Source organism: Streptomyces malaysiense, from assembly GCF_000980885.2.
Taxonomy (GTDB): Bacteria; Actinomycetota; Actinomycetes; order Streptomycetales; family Streptomycetaceae; genus Streptomyces; species Streptomyces malaysiense.
Genome location: NZ_LBDA02000006.1, coordinates 116,963 through 134,359, shown reverse-complemented (window position 1 = coordinate 134,359; position 17,397 = coordinate 116,963). Strand labels below are relative to the sequence as shown.

Genomic DNA, 17,397 nt, shown 5'->3' with positions numbered 1-17,397 from the left:
GCCTCGCCCCCGCCCTCGTGAGGGGCTCCGCGCGCCTGCCCGCGCGCCCCGCCTCTTCGGCCCCGGGTGACAATGATCGCGACGAGAGAGGGGCGGTACGCCGGTGCAGTGGACGTTGGTCATCCCCCTGAAGCCCCTGTCCCGGGCCAAGAGCAGACTCGCGGACACCGCGGCGGACGGGGTGCGCCCCGGGCTGGTCCTGGCGTTCGCCCAGGACACGGTGGCCGCGGGCCTCGCCTGCCCGGGGGTCGTCGGTGTGGTGGTCGTCACGGACGATCGACGTGCCGGGCGCGAGCTGTCCGCGCTGGGCGCGCGGATCGTCCCGGACGCCCCGGCACGGGGCCTGAACGCGGCGCTGGCGCACGGGGCGGAGGCGGTGCGGCTGATACGCCCGCGGGCCGCCGTGGCCGCGCTGAACGCCGATCTGCCGGCGTTGCGGGCGGAGGAACTGGAGCGGGTGCTGTGCGCTGCCGCGGAATTCCCCAGGGCCTTTCTCGCGGATGCGGCGGGGGTCGGTACGACATTGCTGGCGGCGGGGGCGGGCCGGGAATTGCGGCCGGGCTTCGGACCCGGGTCCCGGGTGCGGCATCGGGCGTCCGGCGCGGAGGAACTTCTGCTCGGCGGTGTGGATTCGGTGCGGCAGGACGTGGACACGGGGGACGACTTGCGGGCGGCGCTGGCACTGGGGGTCGGGCCGTACACGACCGCCGCGTGCGCCGGCCTCCCGGCGCCCGGGTCCTGATCCGGCCGGGGCGAGGCGGGGCCGGGTCCCGGGTCCCCCGCCCGCCCGTGGGAACCGGGTGCCGCCCGCGTCCTTCGGACCGACGGCCGCCGGGCACTAATCTGAACCCATGCAGGCCACCGCGTACACGTACGACAGCGACACCCGGAGCGGGCAGGTGCTCCTCGACGACGGCACCCCCGTGCCCTTCGACGCCGCGGCGTTCGACAGGGGCGGCCTGCGGCTGCTGCGGCCCGGACAGCGGGTGCGGATCGAGACGGAGGGGGCGGAAGGCACCCTGCGGATCACCCTCGTAACGCTCCAGACCCTGTAACTCCCCTTACACACGCCGCGGGCCGGACTCCCCTGGGAGTCCGGCCCGGCGCGTGAGTGCCCTGGTCGATGACTTACGCCTTGCGCGCGGTGGCCTTCTTCGCGGTGGTCTTGCGGGCCGTCGACTTCTTGGCCGGGGCCTTCTTCGCGGTGACCTTCTTCGCGGGGGCCTTCTTCGCCGTGGCCTTCTTGGCGGTGGTCTTCTTCGCCGCGGTCGCCGTGGCCTTCTTCGCCGTGGTCTTCTTGGCGGTCGCCTTCTTCGCGGTGGTCTTCTTCGCCGCGGTCGCCGTGGTCTTCTTCGCCGCGGTCTTCTTGGCGGTGGTCTTCTTCGCGGCCGCCTTGGCGGTCTTCTTCGCGGCGGCCTTCTTCACCGTCGCCGCGGCGCCCCCGGTCAGGCTGCCCTTGGGCGCCTTCTTCACGGAGACCTCGCCGCCGCGCGGGAGCTTCTTCGACCCGCTCACCAGGTCCTTGAAGCCCTGACCGGCGCGGAAGCGGGGAACGGAGGTCTTCTTGACCCGAACCCGCTCGCCCGTCTGGGGGTTACGGGCGTACCGCGCGGGGCGGTCCACCTTCTCGAAGGACCCGAAACCGGTGACCGAGACCCGCTCGCCCGCGACGACCGCGCGGACGATGGCGTCCAGAACATGATCGACGGCTTCCGCCGCCTGCTGGCGGCCGCCAACCTTCTCGGCAATCGCTTCTACGAGCTGCGCCTTGTTCACGTCTTCCCCTTCGGAGACATCGCCAGAACGAATGTGTTCAAGCTTTTTCGCACGTTAGGCAGATATATACCGCAAATCAAACACGAAACGGGCTTATCACCCTTGTGCCGCAACGGACTCGGCGGGCTCGGGCCGTTCAGCGGTCCTCATCGGGGATCCGACCCTCGTCGAGGTCCGCGGTGAACCGCTCAAGCCGCCTTGCCGCACCGGCGAGATCGTGCTTGGCCGCGGCCGTAATGACCAGCAGCTTCCGGGTCAGCGCCATCCGTACGCCCTCCGGGACTTGCAGTGCGCGCACTCTTGCGTGCGCTTCCTTGAGTTGGTTCGCGACCGCCGCATAGAGCTGGAGTTGGCCGTCGTGTTCCATGCACAGATTGTGCCATCTGGGGCGAGTTGTCGCCTGCCCAGGGGGCAACTCCCGCCACAAATGGCCTTCCAGGCCCTTGCGGAAGACGCGATCCTCTGCCTCAAGTACCCTTCCAACGCCCTTCATAACATGGGAAGTTGAGAGGGGCCCCGGCGCCAGGGGGGTCCCTGAGGGCCCGGACATGCCTGTACCCCCGATCGGGGCGATCGGGGGTACAGAAGGGTTGGTTGGGTGGCCGAAACCCGACCCTCGGAGAGGGCCGGGACAGGCTACCGGGTCAGTCCCGGAGGGTCTGCGGCTTGTAGGCGGGCCGCCGCTGCTCGTACGCGGCGATGTCGGCCTCGTTCCGGAGGGTGATGGAGATGTCGTCCAGGCCGTTCAGCAGCCGCCAGCGGGAGTTCTCGTCCAGCTCGAAGGAGGCGGTGACGCCCTCGGCGCGCACCTCGCGCGCTTCGAGGTCCACCGTGATCTCGGCGGTCGGGTCGGCCTCGGTCAGCTCCCACAGCGCGTCCACGACCTTCTGCTCCAGAACCACGGTGAGCAGGCCGTTCTTCAGCGAGTTACCACGGAAGATATCCGCGAAGCGGGCCGAGATCACGGTCTTGAAGCCGTAGTTCTGGAGCGCCCAGACGGCGTGCTCGCGGGAGGAGCCGGTGCCGAAGTCGGGTCCGGCGACCAGCACGGTGGCGCCCTGCCGCTCGGGACGGTTGAGGATGAAGTCGGGGTCCTTGCGCCAGGCCTCGAAGAGCCCGTCCTCGAACCCGTCCCGGGTCACCTTCTTGAGCCAGTGGGCGGGGATGATCTGGTCGGTGTCGACGTTGCCGCGGCGCAGCGGGACGGCCCGGCCGGTGTGGGTGGTGAAGGCTTCCATCGTTCTCAGACTCCAGCGGGCGTGCGGTCGTCGGTCAGGTCGGCCGGGGAGGCCAGATGGCCCAGGACGGCGGTGGCCGCCGCGACCTGCGGCGACACCAGGTGGGTGCGACCGCCCTTGCCCTGCCGGCCCTCGAAGTTGCGGTTGGAGGTGGAGGCGGATCGCTCGCCCGGGGCCAGCTGGTCCGGGTTCATGCCCAGGCACATCGAGCAGCCCGCGTACCGCCACTCGGCGCCGGCTTCCTTGAAGACGACGTCCAGGCCCTCGGCGGCCGCCTGGAGGCCGACCCGCGCGGAGCCCGGCACGACCAGCATCCGTACGCCGTCGGCGACTTTGCGGTCCTTCAGGATCGCGGCGACATTCCGCAGGTCCTCGATCCGGCCGTTGGTGCAGGAGCCTACGAAGACGGTGTCCACCTTGATGGAGCGCAGCGGCGCTCCGGCCTCCAACCCCATGTACTCCAGGGCCTTTTCGGCGGCCAGGCGCTCCGATGCGTCTTCGTACGAAGCCGGATCGGGGACGTGGGCCGAAAGCGGCGCGCCCTGGCCGGGGTTGGTGCCCCAGGTGACGAACGGGGACAGCGCGGCGGCGTCGATGACGACCTCGGCGTCGAATTCCGCGTCGTCGTCCGTGCGCAGCGTCTTCCAGTACGCGACGGCGGCGTCCCACTCGGCGCCCTCCGGGGCGTGCGGGCGGCCCTTGAGGTACTCGAAGGTGGTCTCGTCGGGGGCGATCATGCCCGCGCGGGCGCCGGCCTCGATCGACATGTTGCAGATGGTCATCCGGGCCTCCATCGAGAGCTTCTCGATGGCGGAGCCGCGGTACTCCAGGACGTAGCCCTGGCCGCCGCCGGTGCCGATCCTCGCGATGATCGCCAGGATCAGGTCCTTGGCGCTGACGCCCTCGGGCAGTTCGCCGTCCACGGTGATCGCCATGGTCCTGGGGCGGGTCATCGGCAGCGTCTGGGTGGCCAGCACGTGCTCGACCTGGGAGGTGCCGATACCGAACGCCAGCGCGCCGAAAGCGCCGTGCGTGGAGGTGTGGGAGTCGCCGCACACCACGGTGGTACCGGGCTGGGTCAGGCCCAGCTGGGGGCCGACCACGTGCACGACACCCTGCTCGACGTCGCCCAGCGGGTGCAGCCGCACCCCGAACTCGGCGCAGTTCTTGCGCAGCGTCTCCAGCTGGGCGCGCGAGACCGGGTCGGCGATCGGCTTGTCGATGTCGAGGGTCGGGGTGTTGTGGTCCTCGGTCGCGATGGTGAGGTCGAGGCGGCGCACCTGGCGGCCGTTCTGGCGCAGCCCGTCGAAGGCCTGCGGGCTGGTCACCTCGTGCAGCAGGTGCAGATCGATGTAGAGGAGGTCGGGCTCGCCCTGGGCGCGCCGGACGACGTGGTCGTCCCAGACCTTTTCCGCCAGTGTCCTACCCATCGCTTTCCCTCCGGCCGGCATGCGTGCGCCGGCCCAACTAGAGATCTTGAGGACGGCGCCCGCGCCCCTGGTTCCGGGCGTCCGCCGCCGGGCCCGCCGATGGACGGGCCGCCGTGTTCATCCAGAGTGGCGCGTTCCGAGGAAAATTGAACTTGCGTTTCACAGAGTGAGACGCGAGTATCGTTGCATGGACAACAGTAGCGGCGTAGGCGTTCTGGACAAGGCGGCCCTCGTCCTGAGCGCTCTGGAGTCCGGTCCGGCCACCCTCGCGGGTCTGGTCGGGGCCACCGGACTGGCACGACCCACGGCCCACCGCCTGGCCGTGGCCCTGGAACACCACCGCATGGTGGCACGCGACATGCAGGGCCGGTTCATCCTCGGACCGCGTCTCGCGGAGCTCGCGGCGGCGGCGGGCGAGGACCGCCTGCTCGCGACGGCGGGCCCCGTGCTCACCCACCTCCGGGACGTCACCGGCGAGAGCGCGCAGCTCTACCGGCGCCAGGGCGACATGCGGATCTGCGTGGCCGCGGCGGAACGGCTGTCCGGGCTCCGGGACACCGTCCCGGTCGGCTCCACGCTCACGATGAAGGCCGGCTCCTCGGCGCAGATCCTGCTCGCCTGGGAGGAGCCCGAGCGGCTGCACCGGGGCCTGCAGGGCGCCCGTTTCACGGCGACGGCCCTGTCGGGCGTGCGGCGCCGCGGCTGGGCGCAGTCCATCGGTGAGCGCGAGCCGGGCGTCGCGTCCGTCTCGGCCCCGGTGCGCGGCCCCTCCAACCGTGTGGTGGCCGCCGTCTCCGTCTCGGGCCCGATCGAACGCCTGACGCGGCACCCGGGCCGGATGCACGCCCAGGCCGTCATCGACGCCGCGACCCGCCTCTCGGAGGCTCTGCGCCGCACGGGCTGAGCGAGCCCCGCGGATTTCCCCTCCGGGATGCTCCGACGACTCTCAGGTGGGTCCGCCCCAACGCCGCGGCGGACCCATCGGGGAGCGGAGCGGCCGGTCTCAGCCGGCCTGAGCGTCCTTCGCGTCCCGCTCGGCCGGCCCGCCCGACCGGTAGGCGAACCGGTCCTTCGCGTACCTCCCGCGCTCCGCGAGCGGAATCTGCCCGTGCGCACCCGCCAGCCCGAACGCCGGCATGTCCGCGTAGATCGCCTCGTACGACCCCTCGGGCACCACGTACGCCTCGTGCCAGATGCCGACCTCGCCCCGCAGCCTGCCCGCCCGCTCCTTGCGGTTCAGCCGCGCCCAGACCTCGTGGTGGAAGGCGTCGGGCGCGGTGGCGTAGGCGTACAGCTTCTCCTTGGACTCCCAGTACTGCACGACGTAGTACGTCCGTGGCGATGCCGTGAGCAGCACTTTCTCCCGCAGCCCCCGCTCCGGGTCCTTCGCCAGCTCTCGCAGCATGCGGAGCATCGCCAGCATCACCGGCACCCACAGGTGCACCGCCCAGAAACGGTTGATGCGCATGCCTATGAGCAGGACGACGACGTCGCCCTTCGCGTCGGCGGTCGTACGGGACACCATGGCCTCCCCCTTCATCGCGTGCTTGGATAGTGCTCTTATCCAAGAAGGGGCGCAAGGCATGCGGCTGGCCGAACTGAGCGGGCGCAGCGGGGTCTCCACCGCGACGATCAAGTACTACCTGCGCGAGGGCCTGCTGCCGCCGGGCCGGCAGCTGAACGCGACCACGGCGGAGTACGACGAGGAGCATCTGCGCCGGCTGCGCCTGGTACGGGCGATGATCCAGGTCGGACGGCTGCCGGTGGCGAAGGTGCGCGAGGTGCTCGGGCACGTGGACGACGAGTCCCTGGGCGGCTCGATCCGGCTGGGCGCCGCGCTGTGGGCGCTGCCGCAGGTGCCGGAGCCGGACGAGGACGACGCCTGCGTACGGACCGCGCACGAGGAGGTCGCGGCGCTCGTGGACCGGCTCGGCTGGGAGAACGCCAAGTGCCTCGCGACCCTCTCCCCCGCGTACCGCTCACTGGTGGTGACGGTGGCCGCGTTCCGCCGGCTCGGTTACGAGTGGGGGGCCGAACAGCTCGCGCCGTACGCGGAGTTGATGCACCGCACGGCCGTACTCGACCTGGACAACATGGAGACGCTGCCGCCGGGGGCGGAGCGGATCGAGTTCGCGATCCTCGGGGCGATCCTCAACGAGCCCGTGCTGCGGGCGCTGCACCGGCTCGCACAGGAGGAGGAGGCGACGCGGCGGTACGGCTTCGAATGAGTGACGCCGGAGATGCGCGAAGGCCCTCCGCCGAAGCGAAGGGCCTTCCTCTGTACCCCCGACCGGATTCGAACCGGCGCTACCGCCTTGAGAGGGCGGCGTGCTAGGCCGCTACACAACGGGGGCCTGGACGCTGCGTTTCCGCAGGTCCGAGCTGGTCTACCTGGACTCGAACCAAGACTAACTGAACCAGAATCAGTCGTGCTGCCAATTACACCATAGACCAATGATGGTTTAGACCAGTCGTACCCCCGACCGGATTCGAACCGGCGCTACCGCCTTGAGAGGGCGGCGTGCTAGGCCGCTACACAACGGGGGCCCTAGCGATCCCGACAGGATCAGGATCAGTACCCCCGACCGGATTCGAACCGGCGCTACTGCCTTGAGAGGGCAGCGTGCTAGGCCGCTACACAACGGGGGCTTTGCAGATAAGCTCTGCGAGCTGGCCTACCTGGACTCGAACCAAGACTAACTGAACCAGAATCAGTCGTGCTGCCAATTACACCATAGGCCACTGGAACTCAACCCCCTGCGGGGTTCTCGTTCTAGTTCGCTCCTCGGGGTTCCGGCCTTTCGGCCCGTTCCCCTCGGCGCAGGAAGAACATTACCCGAAGGTGGACGGGGCTCCAAAACGAGTATCCGAGCGGAGCAGCGCGGGGAGTTCGGACAGGCTGGCGATGCGGTGCACGACGGCGTCCCCGGCGCCTCGCACGGACGTGGTGCCGCGGTCGATCCACACGGACAGCAGCCCGGCCTCGGCGGCGCCCCGCCCGTCGATCTCCGGATGATCGCCGACGTACGCCACCTCGCGCGGGGCGAGGCCCAGCGCCTCGCAGGCGGCCAGGAAGGCGCCGGGCCGGGGCTTGGAGACGCCCAGCTCGGCGGCGCACAGCACGACCTCGAAGCGGTCCAGCAGGCCGAGGGTGCGCAGCTTGCGCTCCTGGACGGTGATGCTGGAGTTCGACAGCACCGCGAGGCGGTGCGTGGGCGCGAGCGCCCGCAGCGCGGGCAGCACGTCCGGGAAGAGTCCCCAGGCGGCCTCGTAGTGCCCCACGTAGCGCTGGAACCAGGCCTCCGCCTCGGCGTCCGCCATCTCCGTGTCGAGGAAGGCCCGCACCCGGTCGCGGCGCTGCTCCTCGAAGCCGCACTCCCCCGCCGCGTACCTCGCCCACTGCCGGTCGGTGATCTCCCGCCACCGGCCCAGCGCGTCCTCCACCGTGCCGTACCGCCCGAGCAGCCCCTCGGCGACGAGGTGCGCCCGCATCCCGCTGCGGTCGGCGCTGGTGTAGTCGAAGAGCGTGTCGTCCACGTCCCAGACCACGGCTTCGATGCTCACGCCTTCGACCGTAACGCCGGGGGCGGGGCGCGTCCGGGGAACGGCGGCGGCACCGGGGGCGGGAGCGGTGAGTGTCGTCACACCGCGGACGCGGGGGTACGGCGAAGGGGCGGCACCCGGGGTTCCGGGCGCCGCCCCCTGTCCACACGCGGTGGGCCTTACGCGGCGAGCCTCGCCAGGGCCGCGTCGACACGGGCCAGGGTCTTCTCCTTGCCCAGGACCTCCAGGGACTCGAAGAGCGGGAGGCCGACGGTGCGGCCGGTGACGGCGACGCGCACCGGGGCCTGCGCCTTGCCGAGCTTGAGGCCGTGGACCTCGCCGGCGGCCAGGACGGCCTCCTTGAGGGACTCGGCCGACGTCCAGTCCGCGGACTCCAGCTTCTCGCGGGCCGTGCGCAGCAGGGCGTCGCTGCCCTCCTTCATCGCCTTGGTCCAGGACGCCTCGTCGAAGACCGGCTCCGGGAGGAACAGGAAGTCGACGTTCTCGGTGATCTCGGAGAGCACCTTCAGACGGGTCTGGGCGTGCGGGGCGATGGCCTCCCACTTTGCCTCGTCGAACGCCTCCGGCGCCCAGGGGGCGAACGGGGCCTTCAGCCAGGTGCGGCAGCGCTCGGTGAACTCCTGCACATCCAGCAGGCGGATGTGGTCGGCGTTGATCGCCTCGCACTTCTTCAGGTCGAAGCGCGCCGGGTTGGGGTTCACGTCGGAGATCTCGAAGGCCGCGACCATCTCCTCGACCGTGAAGATGTCCTGGTCCGCGGAGAGCGACCAGCCCAGCAGGGAGAGGTAGTTGAGCAGGCCCTCAGGCAGGAAGCCGCGCTCGCGGTAGAGGTTCAGCGAGGACTGCGGGTCGCGCTTGGAGAGCTTCTTGTTGCCCTCGCCCATCACGTACGGCAGGTGGCCGAAGGCCGGGGTCCGCTTGGCGATGCCCAGCTCCGTCAGCGCCTTGTACAGCGCGATCTGGCGCGGGGTGGAGGAGAGCAGGTCCTCGCCGCGGAGCACGTGCGTGATGTCCATCAGCGCGTCGTCGACGGGGTTGACCAGCGTGTACAGCGGGGCGCCGTTGGCGCGGACGATGCCGTAGTCCGGCACGTTCTCCGGGGTGAAGGTCAGCTCGCCGCGCACCAGGTCGTCGAACGTGATCGTCTCGTCCGGCATCCGGAAGCGGACGATCGGCTGCCGGCCCTCGGCGCGGTACCGCTCGACCTGCTCGGCGGACAGGTCGCGGCAGTGGCCGTCGTAGCCGGAGGGCTTGCCGGCCGCACGGGCGGCCTCGCGGCGGGAGTCCAGCTCCTCCTGGGAGCAGTAGCAGTGGTAGGCGTACCCGCCGTCCAGGAGCTTGTGCGCGACGTCGGCGTAGATGTCCATGCGCTGCGACTGCCGGTACGGCGCGTGCGGGCCGCCGACCTCGGGGCCCTCGTCCCAGTCGAAGCCGAGCCAGCGCATCGAGTCGAGCAGCTGCTCGTAGGACTCCTCCGAGTCGCGGGCCGCGTCGGTGTCCTCGATGCGGAAGACCAGGGTGCCCTGGTGGTGCCGGGCGAACGCCCAGTTGAACAGGGCGGTGCGGACCAGGCCCACGTGCGGGTTGCCGGTGGGCGAGGGGCAGAAACGGACGCGGACGGGAGACGGGGAGGCGGGTGCGCTAGCCACGCTTGACAACCTTGTTGGTGAGAGTGCCGATGCCTTCGATGGTGACGGCGACGTCGTCGCCGACGTTCAGGGGGCCGACCCCTGCCGGGGTGCCGGTGAGGATGACGTCGCCGGGCAGCAGCGTCATGGCCTCGGTGATGTTGACGATCAGGTCCTCGATGGGGTGGATCATCTCGCTGGTGCGGCCCAGCTGGCGCTGCTCGCCGTTGACGGTGAGCTGCACCGTGAGGTCATTGGCCCGAGCGAGGTCCAGGCCGGTCTCCACCCAGGGGCCGAGCGGGCAGGAGCTGTCGAAGCCCTTGGCCCGCGCCCACTGCTTCTCGCGGCGCTGGACGTCGCGGGCGGTGACGTCGTTGGCGCAGGTGTAGCCGAAGATCACGTCCTTGACGCGCTCCCGGGGCACCTCGCGGCACATGCGGCCGATGACGACGGCCAGCTCGGCCTCGTGGTGCAGTTCCTCGGTGAACGAGGGGTAGCGGATCTCGTCCCCGGGGCCGATCACCGAGGTGGACGGCTTGAAGAAGGCGAACGGGGCCTCGGGCACCTCGTTGCCCAGCTCCCGCGCGTGCTCGGCGTAGTTGCGGCCGAAGGCCACGACCTTGTTGGGGAGGACCGGCGGGAGCAGCCTGACCTTGCTCAGCGGCACCTTCGTGCCGGACAGCTCGTGGTCGGCGAAGGGGATGCCCTTGATGATGTCGAGGACGAGTTCGTCCTCCTTGTCGCCCTCGACCGCGCCGAAGGCTACGTTCCCGTCGATGGAGAACCTGGCGATGCGCACGGGTGCTTGCGCCCCTCACTGAGAACCGGCGTACTGACGCCCAAGGTTAACCGGTCGGGCGGCACGATGTTCGGCCGGGCGGGCATGGCGAGGGCTTTTCCCGGGGCCGTAATGCGCTTAAGGGGAATTCCCGTTTCCGGCGTTTTCGAGGGCGTCGCCAGCGGGACTTGGGGCGCACTCCGCACCTCTGACCTGCGGAGATCATGTCCACCCGGGTCGGCCGGCGGGGACCTGGAGGGCTACGGCGCCCACCGCCGCCGCGGCCGATAAACGCGGCGGCGCGAATGCGGGGGAAAACGTGTGCGCCCCCGTGGGGCGCCGAAAAGACGAGCGCGGCCCGGAAGATCACCGCCGTCGGGTGATCTTCCGGGCCGCGCCCCGGGGTGCCGCGGCCGCGCCGGCGGTCACTCGCCGGCGGCGGCCGCCACGGCCTCGGGGAGGTCCATCAGGATGGTGCGCCGGGGGTTGGCCGTCTGGGCGGGGAGCTCGACGGACTGCTCCGGCAGGGCGGGCGCCTGCAGCTCGCCGGCGTCCTCGAGGTGCACCAGGGTCGTGCGCCGCGGGTTGGCTATCTTGCGGAACATCATCGTCGTCTTCACGGTTGTACGCGTCCTAGTCGTGTGTCGGCGGGTGACGGTGCGGGGTGACAGATACGTCCCTCATGTAAAGCGTCAGGCTAAACATCCGATTCCCTGACCAACTCGCCAACCTGCCTTGATGGTTATGTGATTTTGCTCACCAACTCAGGGACAAACAGGTCAATTCCGGCCGACAAACCGCCTCAACGAAACGGACATTGACGGCCGGAAGGCCACATTCCGCTGCTGATCATGGCGACTGGGACACGTGCCACCGGGCGGCAACTCGCAGGGATACGTCCGTTATGGATGAGATCGACTTCCACGACTGGTGACTCGACATGCACAACCTGTCACGGTTGTCACAGCTCGGCACACGGCCCTTGTTGGAGATCCGCCACTGTGCTGGAATTCCACGGACCGCCGCAGGATCGACCCGGCGCGCAGGGGCGCAACGCAGCGCCGAGTGGCGGCGAGACAAGGGGGAACCAGCGCCGGTCACTCAAGACCACCGGGGGGCGTTTTCAGGGCGCCTTCCACGACGCCGACACCGTGTTCCGCCGCTCGCGCGGAGGAACGCCTGGTCCAGAGGTTGCGACGCTAGTGCAGGGACGTTTCAAGAGGGATGGCAGCGCTTCGGCGGAGCCGGAGCCGCACGACGGGACTGGCCCCATGAAGGGCAGCGCCTCTCCCCAGCACGCCCAGAACCCGGGCCCGACCCCGCCCGGTGAGGGCCCCGACCGCGCACGCCCCGGCGCGTCGGCCCCCTCCGCCAAGGGCTCCGCCTCGGGCAAGGGTTCCGCCTCCGGCAAGGGCTCCGCGAAGCCCGCGGGCGGCCCGGCCTCCGCGAAGCCCGCCGCGGCCGCGAAATCGGCGTCAGTGCCGCCCAGTTCCGGCTCGCGCCTGGCGCTGCGCAACTGGCGCATCTCGACCCGTCTGGTCTCGCTGCTCGCGCTCCCCGTGGTCGCGGCGACCTCGCTGGGCGCACTGCGCATCGACGAGAACCTGAACGACATCCAGCAGCTCGACAACATGAAGCTGCTGACGGACATGACCAAGCAGGCCACCGAACTGGCCGCCGCGCTCCAGGAGGAGCGTGACCAGTCCGCCGGTCCGCTGTCGCACGGGCTCAGCGCGAGCGACTACACGGTCAAGGGCTACCAGCAGAAGACCGACCGGGCCCGCGCCAACTTCCTCGACGCCTCCGAGCAGATCGACCAGGCCAGCAAGGACGGCCAGCTCCAGGGCGTGCGCGACGCGCTCGTCGGTCTCGCCAACCAGCTGGACGACCTGGCGAAGATCCGCCGGTCCGCCTACGAGTCCAAGGGCAACTCGACCCAGACCATCGAGTCGTACCACCGGCTGATCACCCAGCTGATCGGGCTGTCCCAGGACATGGCCGAGGCGTCCAGCAACCCCGAGATGATCTCGCGCACCCGCGCCCTGGCGGCGTTCTCCACCGCCAAGGAGTACGCCTCGGTGCAGCGCGCGACCATCGCCGCGGCGCTGCCCTCGACCACCTCCAGCAAGGCGAACCTCTCGGAGAACGACCGCCTGTACGGCGAGTCGGCGTACGAGAGCGAGAACTCCGAGCTGGCGATCTTCCGCAAGATCTACGCGAGCCAGAACGCGGAGGAGCTGCTCAAGCCGATCGACGGGGGCAACAACCCGACGATCGAGTCCGCGGACACCTACGCCAAGCGCGCCTTCGCACAGCGCGGCGGCCTGTCCGACCTGCCCGCGCGCTCCTACCGGGACTGGGTGGACGACAGCTCGACCAAGATCGAGCAGATGAAGAAGATCGAGCACACGCTGCTCGAGGACATGGAGCAGAAGGCGCGCGAGCTCAAGAGCGCCACCCAGCGCGACGCCATCATCTCCGGTGTGCTGATCCTGCTGGTGCTCGGTGTCTCACTGGTCGGCGCCTTCGTCGTGGCCCGCTCCATGATCCGCTCGCTGCGCCGGCTCCAGGAGACCGCCACCAAGGTCGCCCAGGAACGCCTGCCCGAGCTGGTCAAGCACCTGTCGGAGTCCGACCCGCAGGACGTGGACACCTCCGTCGAGTCGGTCGGTGTGCACTCCCGGGACGAGATCGGCCAGGTGGCCGCGGCCTTCGACGACGTGCACCGCGAGGCGGTCCGCCTCGCCGCCGAGCAGGCCCTGCTGCGGGGCAACGTCAACGCGATGTTCACCAACCTCTCGCGCCGCTCCCAAGGTCTGATCCAGCGCCAGCTGTCGCTCATCTCCGAACTGGAGTCCCGCGAGGCCGACCCGGACCAGCTGTCCTCGCTGTTCAAGCTGGACCACCTCGCCACCCGTATGCGCCGTAACGGCGAGAACCTCCTCGTCCTCGCCGGTGAGGAGCCGGGCCGCCGCTGGACCCGTCCGGTGCCGCTGGTCGACGTGCTCCGCGCCGCCGCCTCCGAGGTGGAGCAGTACGAGCGCATCGAGCTGGCCGCCGTGCCGACGACCGAGGTCGCCGGCCGGGTCGTCAACGACCTCGTGCACCTGCTCGCCGAGCTGCTGGAGAACGCCACCTCGTTCTCCTCCCCGCAGACCAAGGTCAAGGTCACCGGTCACGCGCTGCCCGACGGACGGGTGCTGATCGAGATCCACGACACCGGCATCGGCCTCTCCCCCGAGGACCTCGCGGCGATCAACGAGCGGCTGGCCTCGCCGCCCACCGTGGACGTCTCCGTCTCCCGCCGCATGGGCCTCTTCGTGGTCGGCCGGCTCTCGCAGCGCCACGGCATCCGCATCCAGCTGCGCCCGTCCGACTCCGGCGGCACGACCGCGCTGGTCATGCTGCCCGTGGACGTCGCCCAGGGCGGCAAGAAGGCTCCCGGCAAGGCCGGCGGTCCCGGCGCGGGCGGCGGTCCGGCCGCCGCGCAGGCCGCAGCCGGTGCGGCCGCGGCCCGCCGCGGTGGCGGCAACGCCGGCGGTCCCGGCGGTGGTCCGCTCGGCTCCGGTGGCGGTTCGCGCGGCCAGGTCGGCGCGGGTCAGGGTCCCCGGGCCGCGCTGCCCGGCACGGGCCAGGGCGGCCGTCCCGGCTCGCCGGGCGGTGCTCCCGGCGGCGCGCGCGGTCCGCAGCGCGGCGCTCCCGGCTTTGGTGCCCAGGCGCCGAACGCCCCGCAGAACCTCCAGGCCGCCAACCCGGCCGGGCCCCAGCAGGACCTGTTCGGCGGCCGCGGCTCGCAGCGTGACGCCGGCGGCGGTGCCGACCAGGGCCGTCAGCCCCAGCTGCCGCCGCGTGGCGGCCCGCGGGCCGAGCTGCCCGGCGGCGACTCCCGGCGCGGCCAGGACTGGAACGACGGCCGGGCGTCCCTCGACACCCCGCGCGGACACGACGAGCTGAACCCGGCGCAGACCGCGCAGATGCCGCCGATCGGCGACCGGCAGGGTCCGGGTTCGACCGCGGAGATGCCTCGCATCGATCCGCACGGTCCGGTGCCCACGGGCGACTTCGGCCGGCCCGAGCTGCCCGGTTCCCAGGGCGCGGACCAGTACGGCCGCCCGGAACCCACGCAGCAGACGGGCCAGTTCGCCCGGCCGGACACCACGGGCCAGTACCAGCGCCCGGACGCCGGCCGGAACACCGGACAGTTCCAGCGGCCCGGATCCCCTCAGGACACCGGCCAGTTCGCGCGGCCCGACACCACCGGCCAGTACCAGCGCCCGGACGCCGGCCGGAACACCGGACAGTTCCAGCGGCCGGACGCGCCGCAGCACACCGGCCAGTTCCCGCAGGCCGACCCGGGCCGGCAGACCGGTCAGCACACCGGCCAGTTCCCGCAGGCCGAACTCCCGCAGCAGACCGGGCAGTTCCAGCGACCCGACGCGGCGCAGCAGTCGGTGGGGTACGACGCTCCGGCCGGGCAGCAGGACGACGGCTCGTTCGTGCGCCCGGACGTCTTCGGAACCCCGGCGCGGCCGGACGCGCCCGCCCAGGACACCGGCCGGTACGACGCCCCCGGGGCCTACGACAACGGTGGCACCGGACAGCACGCGCTGCCCGGCCGTGCCGACCCGGCGCACACCGGGCAGTTCGAGCGCCCGCAGCCGCCCGCCCGTGACGACTTCGGCGCCCCGCGCCCGCCGGCCCCGCGGCAGGTGCCGGCCCACCAGGAGCGCCCGGTGCGCGAGCCGGAGGCGCTGCCGCCGGCCAGCGGTCCCGGTGACGGCCGTACCCCGCTGTTCGACACGCTGGAGACCAACTGGTTCCACGGCGCGGCCGGCCAGCAGCAGGGCGGCCAGCCGCAGGGCGCGCCCGCCGAGCAGCAGCCGCCGCAGGCCGCGCAGCGCGACGAGCCCGCCGCGACCGGCTCGTGGCGCGCCTCGCCGAACGACGAACTCGTACGGCAGGCGGAGCGGGTGCGCCAGCCCGCCGCGGGCGGTATCACCACGTCCGGTCTGCCGCGCCGGGTGCCCCGGGCGAACCTCGTGCCGGGCACGGCTCAGCAGCAACAGCACCAAGCCGGTCCGCAGGTCTCGCGTGCGCCCGACGACGTACGCGGCCGGCTGACCAATCTCCGTCGGGGCATCGCCCAGGGTCGTCAGGCCGGTACCGGTCAGACGGGCAGCTACCCGAGCCCCACTCACCAGCAGGAGCGTTAGTTGAGTCCGATGAGCCAGGCGGCACAGAACCTGAACTGGTTGATCACCAACTTCGTGGACAACACCCCCGGGGTGTCCCACACGGTGGTGGTCTCCGCCGACGGCCTGCTGCTGGCGATGTCCGAGGGCTTCCCGCGGGACCGCGCCGACCAGCTGGCGGCCGTCGCCTCCGGTCTGACCTCGCTGACGGCCGGGGCCTCCCGGATCTTCGAGGGCGGCACCGTGGCCCAGACGGTCGTGGAGATGGAGCGGGGGTTCCTCTTCCTGATGTCGATCTCGGACGGGTCTTCCCTCGCGGTACTGGCCCACCCGGAGTGCGACATCGGCCTGGTGGGCTACGAGATGGCACTGCTCGTCGACCGCGCGGGGGCGGTGCTCACCCCGGACCTGCGCGCCGAACTACAGGGCAGTCTGCTTCACTGACCGGCCCCGGCACCACCCAGCTCACCAAAACACCGTCCGGCCGCCACAAACCCCCCACCGGCCCCGTCAGACGGCTTGACTGACCGACTTGCTGTCCCGCCCGGAGGATCCATGACCCCGCCCACCGCCCATCACGATCCGTACGCGGAACCGTACGGGGACGAGGGCGACCAGCCGCTGGTGCGGCCTTACGCCATGACCGGCGGCCGGACCCGGCCGCGCTACCAGCTCGCCATCGAGGCGCTGATCAGCACCACGGCCGACCCCGCCGCGCTCATGGGGCTGCTTCCCGAGCACCAGCGGATCTGCCACCTGTGCCGTGAGGTCAAGTCGGTGGCCGAGGTCTCGGCGCTGCTGAACATGCCACTGGGAGTGGCCCGGATCCTGGTCGCCGACCTGGCCGAGGCCGGCCTGGTCGCCATCCACCAGCCGGGCGGGGACGAGAACAACGGCGGCGCTCCGGACGTGACGCTGCTCGAAAGGGTGCTCAGTGGACTTCGCAAGCTCTGACGCGGGACGGGCCACCACCTCGGCGAAGATCGTGGTGGCGGGCGGCTTCGGCGTGGGCAAGACCACGTTCGTCGGCGCCGTCTCGGAGATCAACCCGCTGCGCACGGAGGCCGTGATGACCTCGGCCTCGGCCGGCATCGACGACCTCACCCACACCGGGGACAAGACCACCACCACGGTGGCCATGGACTTCGGCCGTATCACCCTCGACCAGGACCTCATCCTGTACCTGTTCGGCACGCCGGGTCAGGACCGCTTCTGGTTCATGTGGGACGACCTGGTGCGCGGCGCGATCGGCGCCGTGGTCCTCGTCGACACCCGCAGGCTCGCCGACTGCTTCCCGGCCGTGGACTACTTCGAGAACAGCGGCCTGCCGTTCGTCATCGCCCTCAACGGCTTCGACGGCAACCAGCCGTACACGCCGGACGAGGTGCGCGAGGCGCTCCAGATCGGACCCGACACCCCGATCATCACCACCGACGCACGGCACCGCGCCGACGCGAAGAGCGCGCTGATCACGCTGGTCGAGCACGCGCTGATGGCGCGACTGCGGTAACCGGCCGGGACGGCACTCAAGTGCGACGCCCCGTACGGCAGTTGCCGTACGGGGCCCGGCGGGGCCGACTGTGGCCTTTGCCACGGTCGGCCGCGGTGTTCATAACAGTTCGGCAGAGGAATCAACCGAGTTCACCACGCGACGCGGTCGCCCGATGCCGCTGCGCGCACGACTGCCCCGCCTTTTGGCGGGGCTCGCTCTTTATGACCGTTTTATCTCTCGTTTACAACTGAACGGTCACAGGGTTTCCACTGTTTGGAAGTGCGCTGGTCCACGTGCTG

At 71.0% G+C, this 17,397-nt stretch carries 17 protein-coding genes and 5 tRNA genes; 8 read left to right on the top strand and 14 right to left on the bottom strand.

Annotation, left to right across the window (positions count from 1 at the left end):
- The first annotated feature begins 103 nt into the window (after positions 1-103).
- Positions 104-742, top strand: a complete 639-nt coding sequence (gene cofC / locus VT52_RS02930; protein WP_046427365.1) for a 2-phospho-L-lactate guanylyltransferase — start codon at positions 104-106, stop codon at positions 740-742.
- 109 nt (positions 743-851) lie between these two features.
- Positions 852-1,055: a hypothetical protein gene (locus VT52_RS02925; protein ID WP_046427366.1), complete on the top strand. Its 204-nt coding sequence runs from the start codon at positions 852-854 to the stop codon at positions 1,053-1,055.
- Positions 1,056-1,128: 73 nt separating this feature from the next.
- On the opposite strand, the gene VT52_RS02920 is transcribed toward VT52_RS02925, so the two are convergent.
- From VT52_RS02920 to leuC, 4 genes are all read right to left on the bottom strand, one after another.
- Complete coding sequence (locus VT52_RS02920; RefSeq protein WP_046427368.1) at positions 1,129-1,776, bottom strand: HU family DNA-binding protein; 648 nt, start codon at positions 1,774-1,776, stop codon at positions 1,129-1,131.
- 136 nt (positions 1,777-1,912) lie between these two features.
- A complete protein-coding gene (locus tag VT52_RS02915) occupies positions 1,913-2,143 on the bottom strand; it encodes an SCO5555 family protein (protein ID WP_046427370.1) in 231 nt (76 codons plus the stop codon).
- A gap of 277 nt (positions 2,144-2,420) precedes the next feature.
- On the bottom strand, positions 2,421-3,014 hold the full coding sequence (gene leuD / locus VT52_RS02910; RefSeq protein WP_046427372.1) for a 3-isopropylmalate dehydratase small subunit: 594 nt from the start codon (positions 3,012-3,014) through the stop codon (positions 2,421-2,423).
- Between the two features lie 5 nt (positions 3,015-3,019).
- Complete coding sequence (gene leuC, locus VT52_RS02905) at positions 3,020-4,444, bottom strand: 3-isopropylmalate dehydratase large subunit (protein ID WP_046427374.1); 1,425 nt, start codon at positions 4,442-4,444, stop codon at positions 3,020-3,022.
- 187 nt (positions 4,445-4,631) lie between these two features.
- On the opposite strand from leuC, the gene ndgR reads away from it, so the two are divergent.
- Positions 4,632-5,348: an IclR family transcriptional regulator NdgR gene (gene ndgR, locus VT52_RS02900; RefSeq protein WP_046427375.1), complete on the top strand. Its 717-nt coding sequence runs from the start codon at positions 4,632-4,634 to the stop codon at positions 5,346-5,348.
- A gap of 99 nt (positions 5,349-5,447) precedes the next feature.
- On the opposite strand, the gene VT52_RS02895 is transcribed toward ndgR, so the two are convergent.
- Positions 5,448-5,969, bottom strand: a complete 522-nt coding sequence (locus tag VT52_RS02895; protein WP_046427376.1) for a DUF4188 domain-containing protein — start codon at positions 5,967-5,969, stop codon at positions 5,448-5,450.
- 58 nt (positions 5,970-6,027) lie between these two features.
- Between VT52_RS02895 and VT52_RS02890 the strand changes: the two genes are divergently transcribed.
- Positions 6,028-6,672, top strand: coding sequence for a MerR family transcriptional regulator (locus VT52_RS02890; protein WP_046427379.1), 645 nt, complete (start codon positions 6,028-6,030; stop codon positions 6,670-6,672).
- A gap of 53 nt (positions 6,673-6,725) precedes the next feature.
- Here VT52_RS02890 and VT52_RS02885 read toward each other — a convergent pair.
- The 9 genes from VT52_RS02885 to VT52_RS02845 form a co-directional block, all read right to left on the bottom strand.
- Positions 6,726-6,798, bottom strand: a tRNA-Glu gene (locus VT52_RS02885).
- A 28-nt stretch (positions 6,799-6,826) separates the two neighbouring features.
- Positions 6,827-6,898: transfer RNA gene (locus VT52_RS02880), tRNA-Gln, on the bottom strand.
- A gap of 20 nt (positions 6,899-6,918) precedes the next feature.
- Positions 6,919-6,991, bottom strand: a tRNA-Glu gene (locus VT52_RS02875).
- Between the two features lie 29 nt (positions 6,992-7,020).
- A tRNA-Glu gene (locus VT52_RS02870) sits at positions 7,021-7,093 on the bottom strand.
- A 21-nt stretch (positions 7,094-7,114) separates the two neighbouring features.
- Positions 7,115-7,186: transfer RNA gene (locus VT52_RS02865), tRNA-Gln, on the bottom strand.
- A gap of 90 nt (positions 7,187-7,276) precedes the next feature.
- Positions 7,277-8,008, bottom strand: a complete 732-nt coding sequence (locus tag VT52_RS02860; RefSeq protein WP_206306424.1) for an HAD family hydrolase — start codon at positions 8,006-8,008, stop codon at positions 7,277-7,279.
- A gap of 158 nt (positions 8,009-8,166) precedes the next feature.
- Positions 8,167-9,657 carry a glutamate--tRNA ligase gene (gltX, locus tag VT52_RS02855; protein WP_079174798.1) on the bottom strand — a complete coding sequence of 497 codons (1,491 nt, stop codon included), beginning with the start codon at positions 9,655-9,657 and terminating at the stop codon, positions 8,167-8,169.
- The gene (locus VT52_RS02850) at positions 9,650-10,435 is read right to left on the bottom strand and encodes a fumarylacetoacetate hydrolase family protein (RefSeq protein ID WP_046427382.1); all 786 of its coding nucleotides are present in this window, start codon (positions 10,433-10,435) and stop codon (positions 9,650-9,652) included. Before VT52_RS02850 ends, gltX begins: the two co-directional genes overlap by 8 nt.
- A gap of 404 nt (positions 10,436-10,839) precedes the next feature.
- Positions 10,840-11,034 (bottom strand): hypothetical protein, encoded by a 195-nt coding sequence (locus VT52_RS02845; RefSeq protein WP_046427383.1) that lies wholly within the window; start codon positions 11,032-11,034, stop codon positions 10,840-10,842.
- Positions 11,035-11,616: 582 nt separating this feature from the next.
- On the opposite strand from VT52_RS02845, the gene VT52_RS02840 reads away from it, so the two are divergent.
- The 4 genes from VT52_RS02840 (at position 11,617) to VT52_RS02825 (ending at position 17,116) form a co-directional block, all read left to right on the top strand.
- The gene (locus tag VT52_RS02840) at positions 11,617-15,627 is read left to right on the top strand and encodes a sensor histidine kinase (protein ID WP_206306423.1); all 4,011 of its coding nucleotides are present in this window, start codon (positions 11,617-11,619) and stop codon (positions 15,625-15,627) included.
- Positions 15,628-15,636: 9 nt separating this feature from the next.
- A complete protein-coding gene (locus tag VT52_RS02835; protein WP_037654657.1) occupies positions 15,637-16,050 on the top strand; it encodes a roadblock/LC7 domain-containing protein in 414 nt (137 codons plus the stop codon).
- A 111-nt stretch (positions 16,051-16,161) separates the two neighbouring features.
- Positions 16,162-16,560 carry a DUF742 domain-containing protein gene (locus VT52_RS02830; RefSeq protein WP_037654659.1) on the top strand — a complete coding sequence of 133 codons (399 nt, stop codon included), beginning with the start codon at positions 16,162-16,164 and terminating at the stop codon, positions 16,558-16,560.
- Positions 16,541-17,116 (top strand): GTP-binding protein, encoded by a 576-nt coding sequence (locus VT52_RS02825; protein ID WP_071387350.1) that lies wholly within the window; start codon positions 16,541-16,543, stop codon positions 17,114-17,116. The genes VT52_RS02830 and VT52_RS02825 overlap by 20 nt, the downstream gene beginning before the upstream one ends.
- Positions 17,117-17,397: the final 281 nt, after the last annotated feature.

Bases quoted from the DNA above. Each gene is read 5' to 3' on its own strand.
- VT52_RS02925 (WP_046427366.1), top strand. From the start codon at position 852: ATGCAGGCCACCGCGTACACGTACGACAGCGACACCCGGAGCGGGCAG.
- VT52_RS02915 (WP_046427370.1), bottom strand. From the start codon at position 2,143: ATGGAACACGACGGCCAACTCCAGCTCTATGCGGCGGTCGCGAACCAA.
- leuD (WP_046427372.1), bottom strand. From the start codon at position 3,014: ATGGAAGCCTTCACCACCCACACCGGCCGGGCCGTCCCGCTGCGCCGC.
- leuC (WP_046427374.1), bottom strand. From the start codon at position 4,444: ATGGGTAGGACACTGGCGGAAAAGGTCTGGGACGACCACGTCGTCCGG.
- ndgR (WP_046427375.1), top strand. From the start codon at position 4,632: ATGGACAACAGTAGCGGCGTAGGCGTTCTGGACAAGGCGGCCCTCGTC.
- VT52_RS02895 (WP_046427376.1), bottom strand. From the start codon at position 5,969: ATGGTGTCCCGTACGACCGCCGACGCGAAGGGCGACGTCGTCGTCCTG.
- VT52_RS02890 (WP_046427379.1), top strand. From the start codon at position 6,028: ATGCGGCTGGCCGAACTGAGCGGGCGCAGCGGGGTCTCCACCGCGACG.
- VT52_RS02835 (WP_037654657.1), top strand. From the start codon at position 15,637: ATGAGCCAGGCGGCACAGAACCTGAACTGGTTGATCACCAACTTCGTG.
- VT52_RS02830 (WP_037654659.1), top strand. From the start codon at position 16,162: ATGACCCCGCCCACCGCCCATCACGATCCGTACGCGGAACCGTACGGG.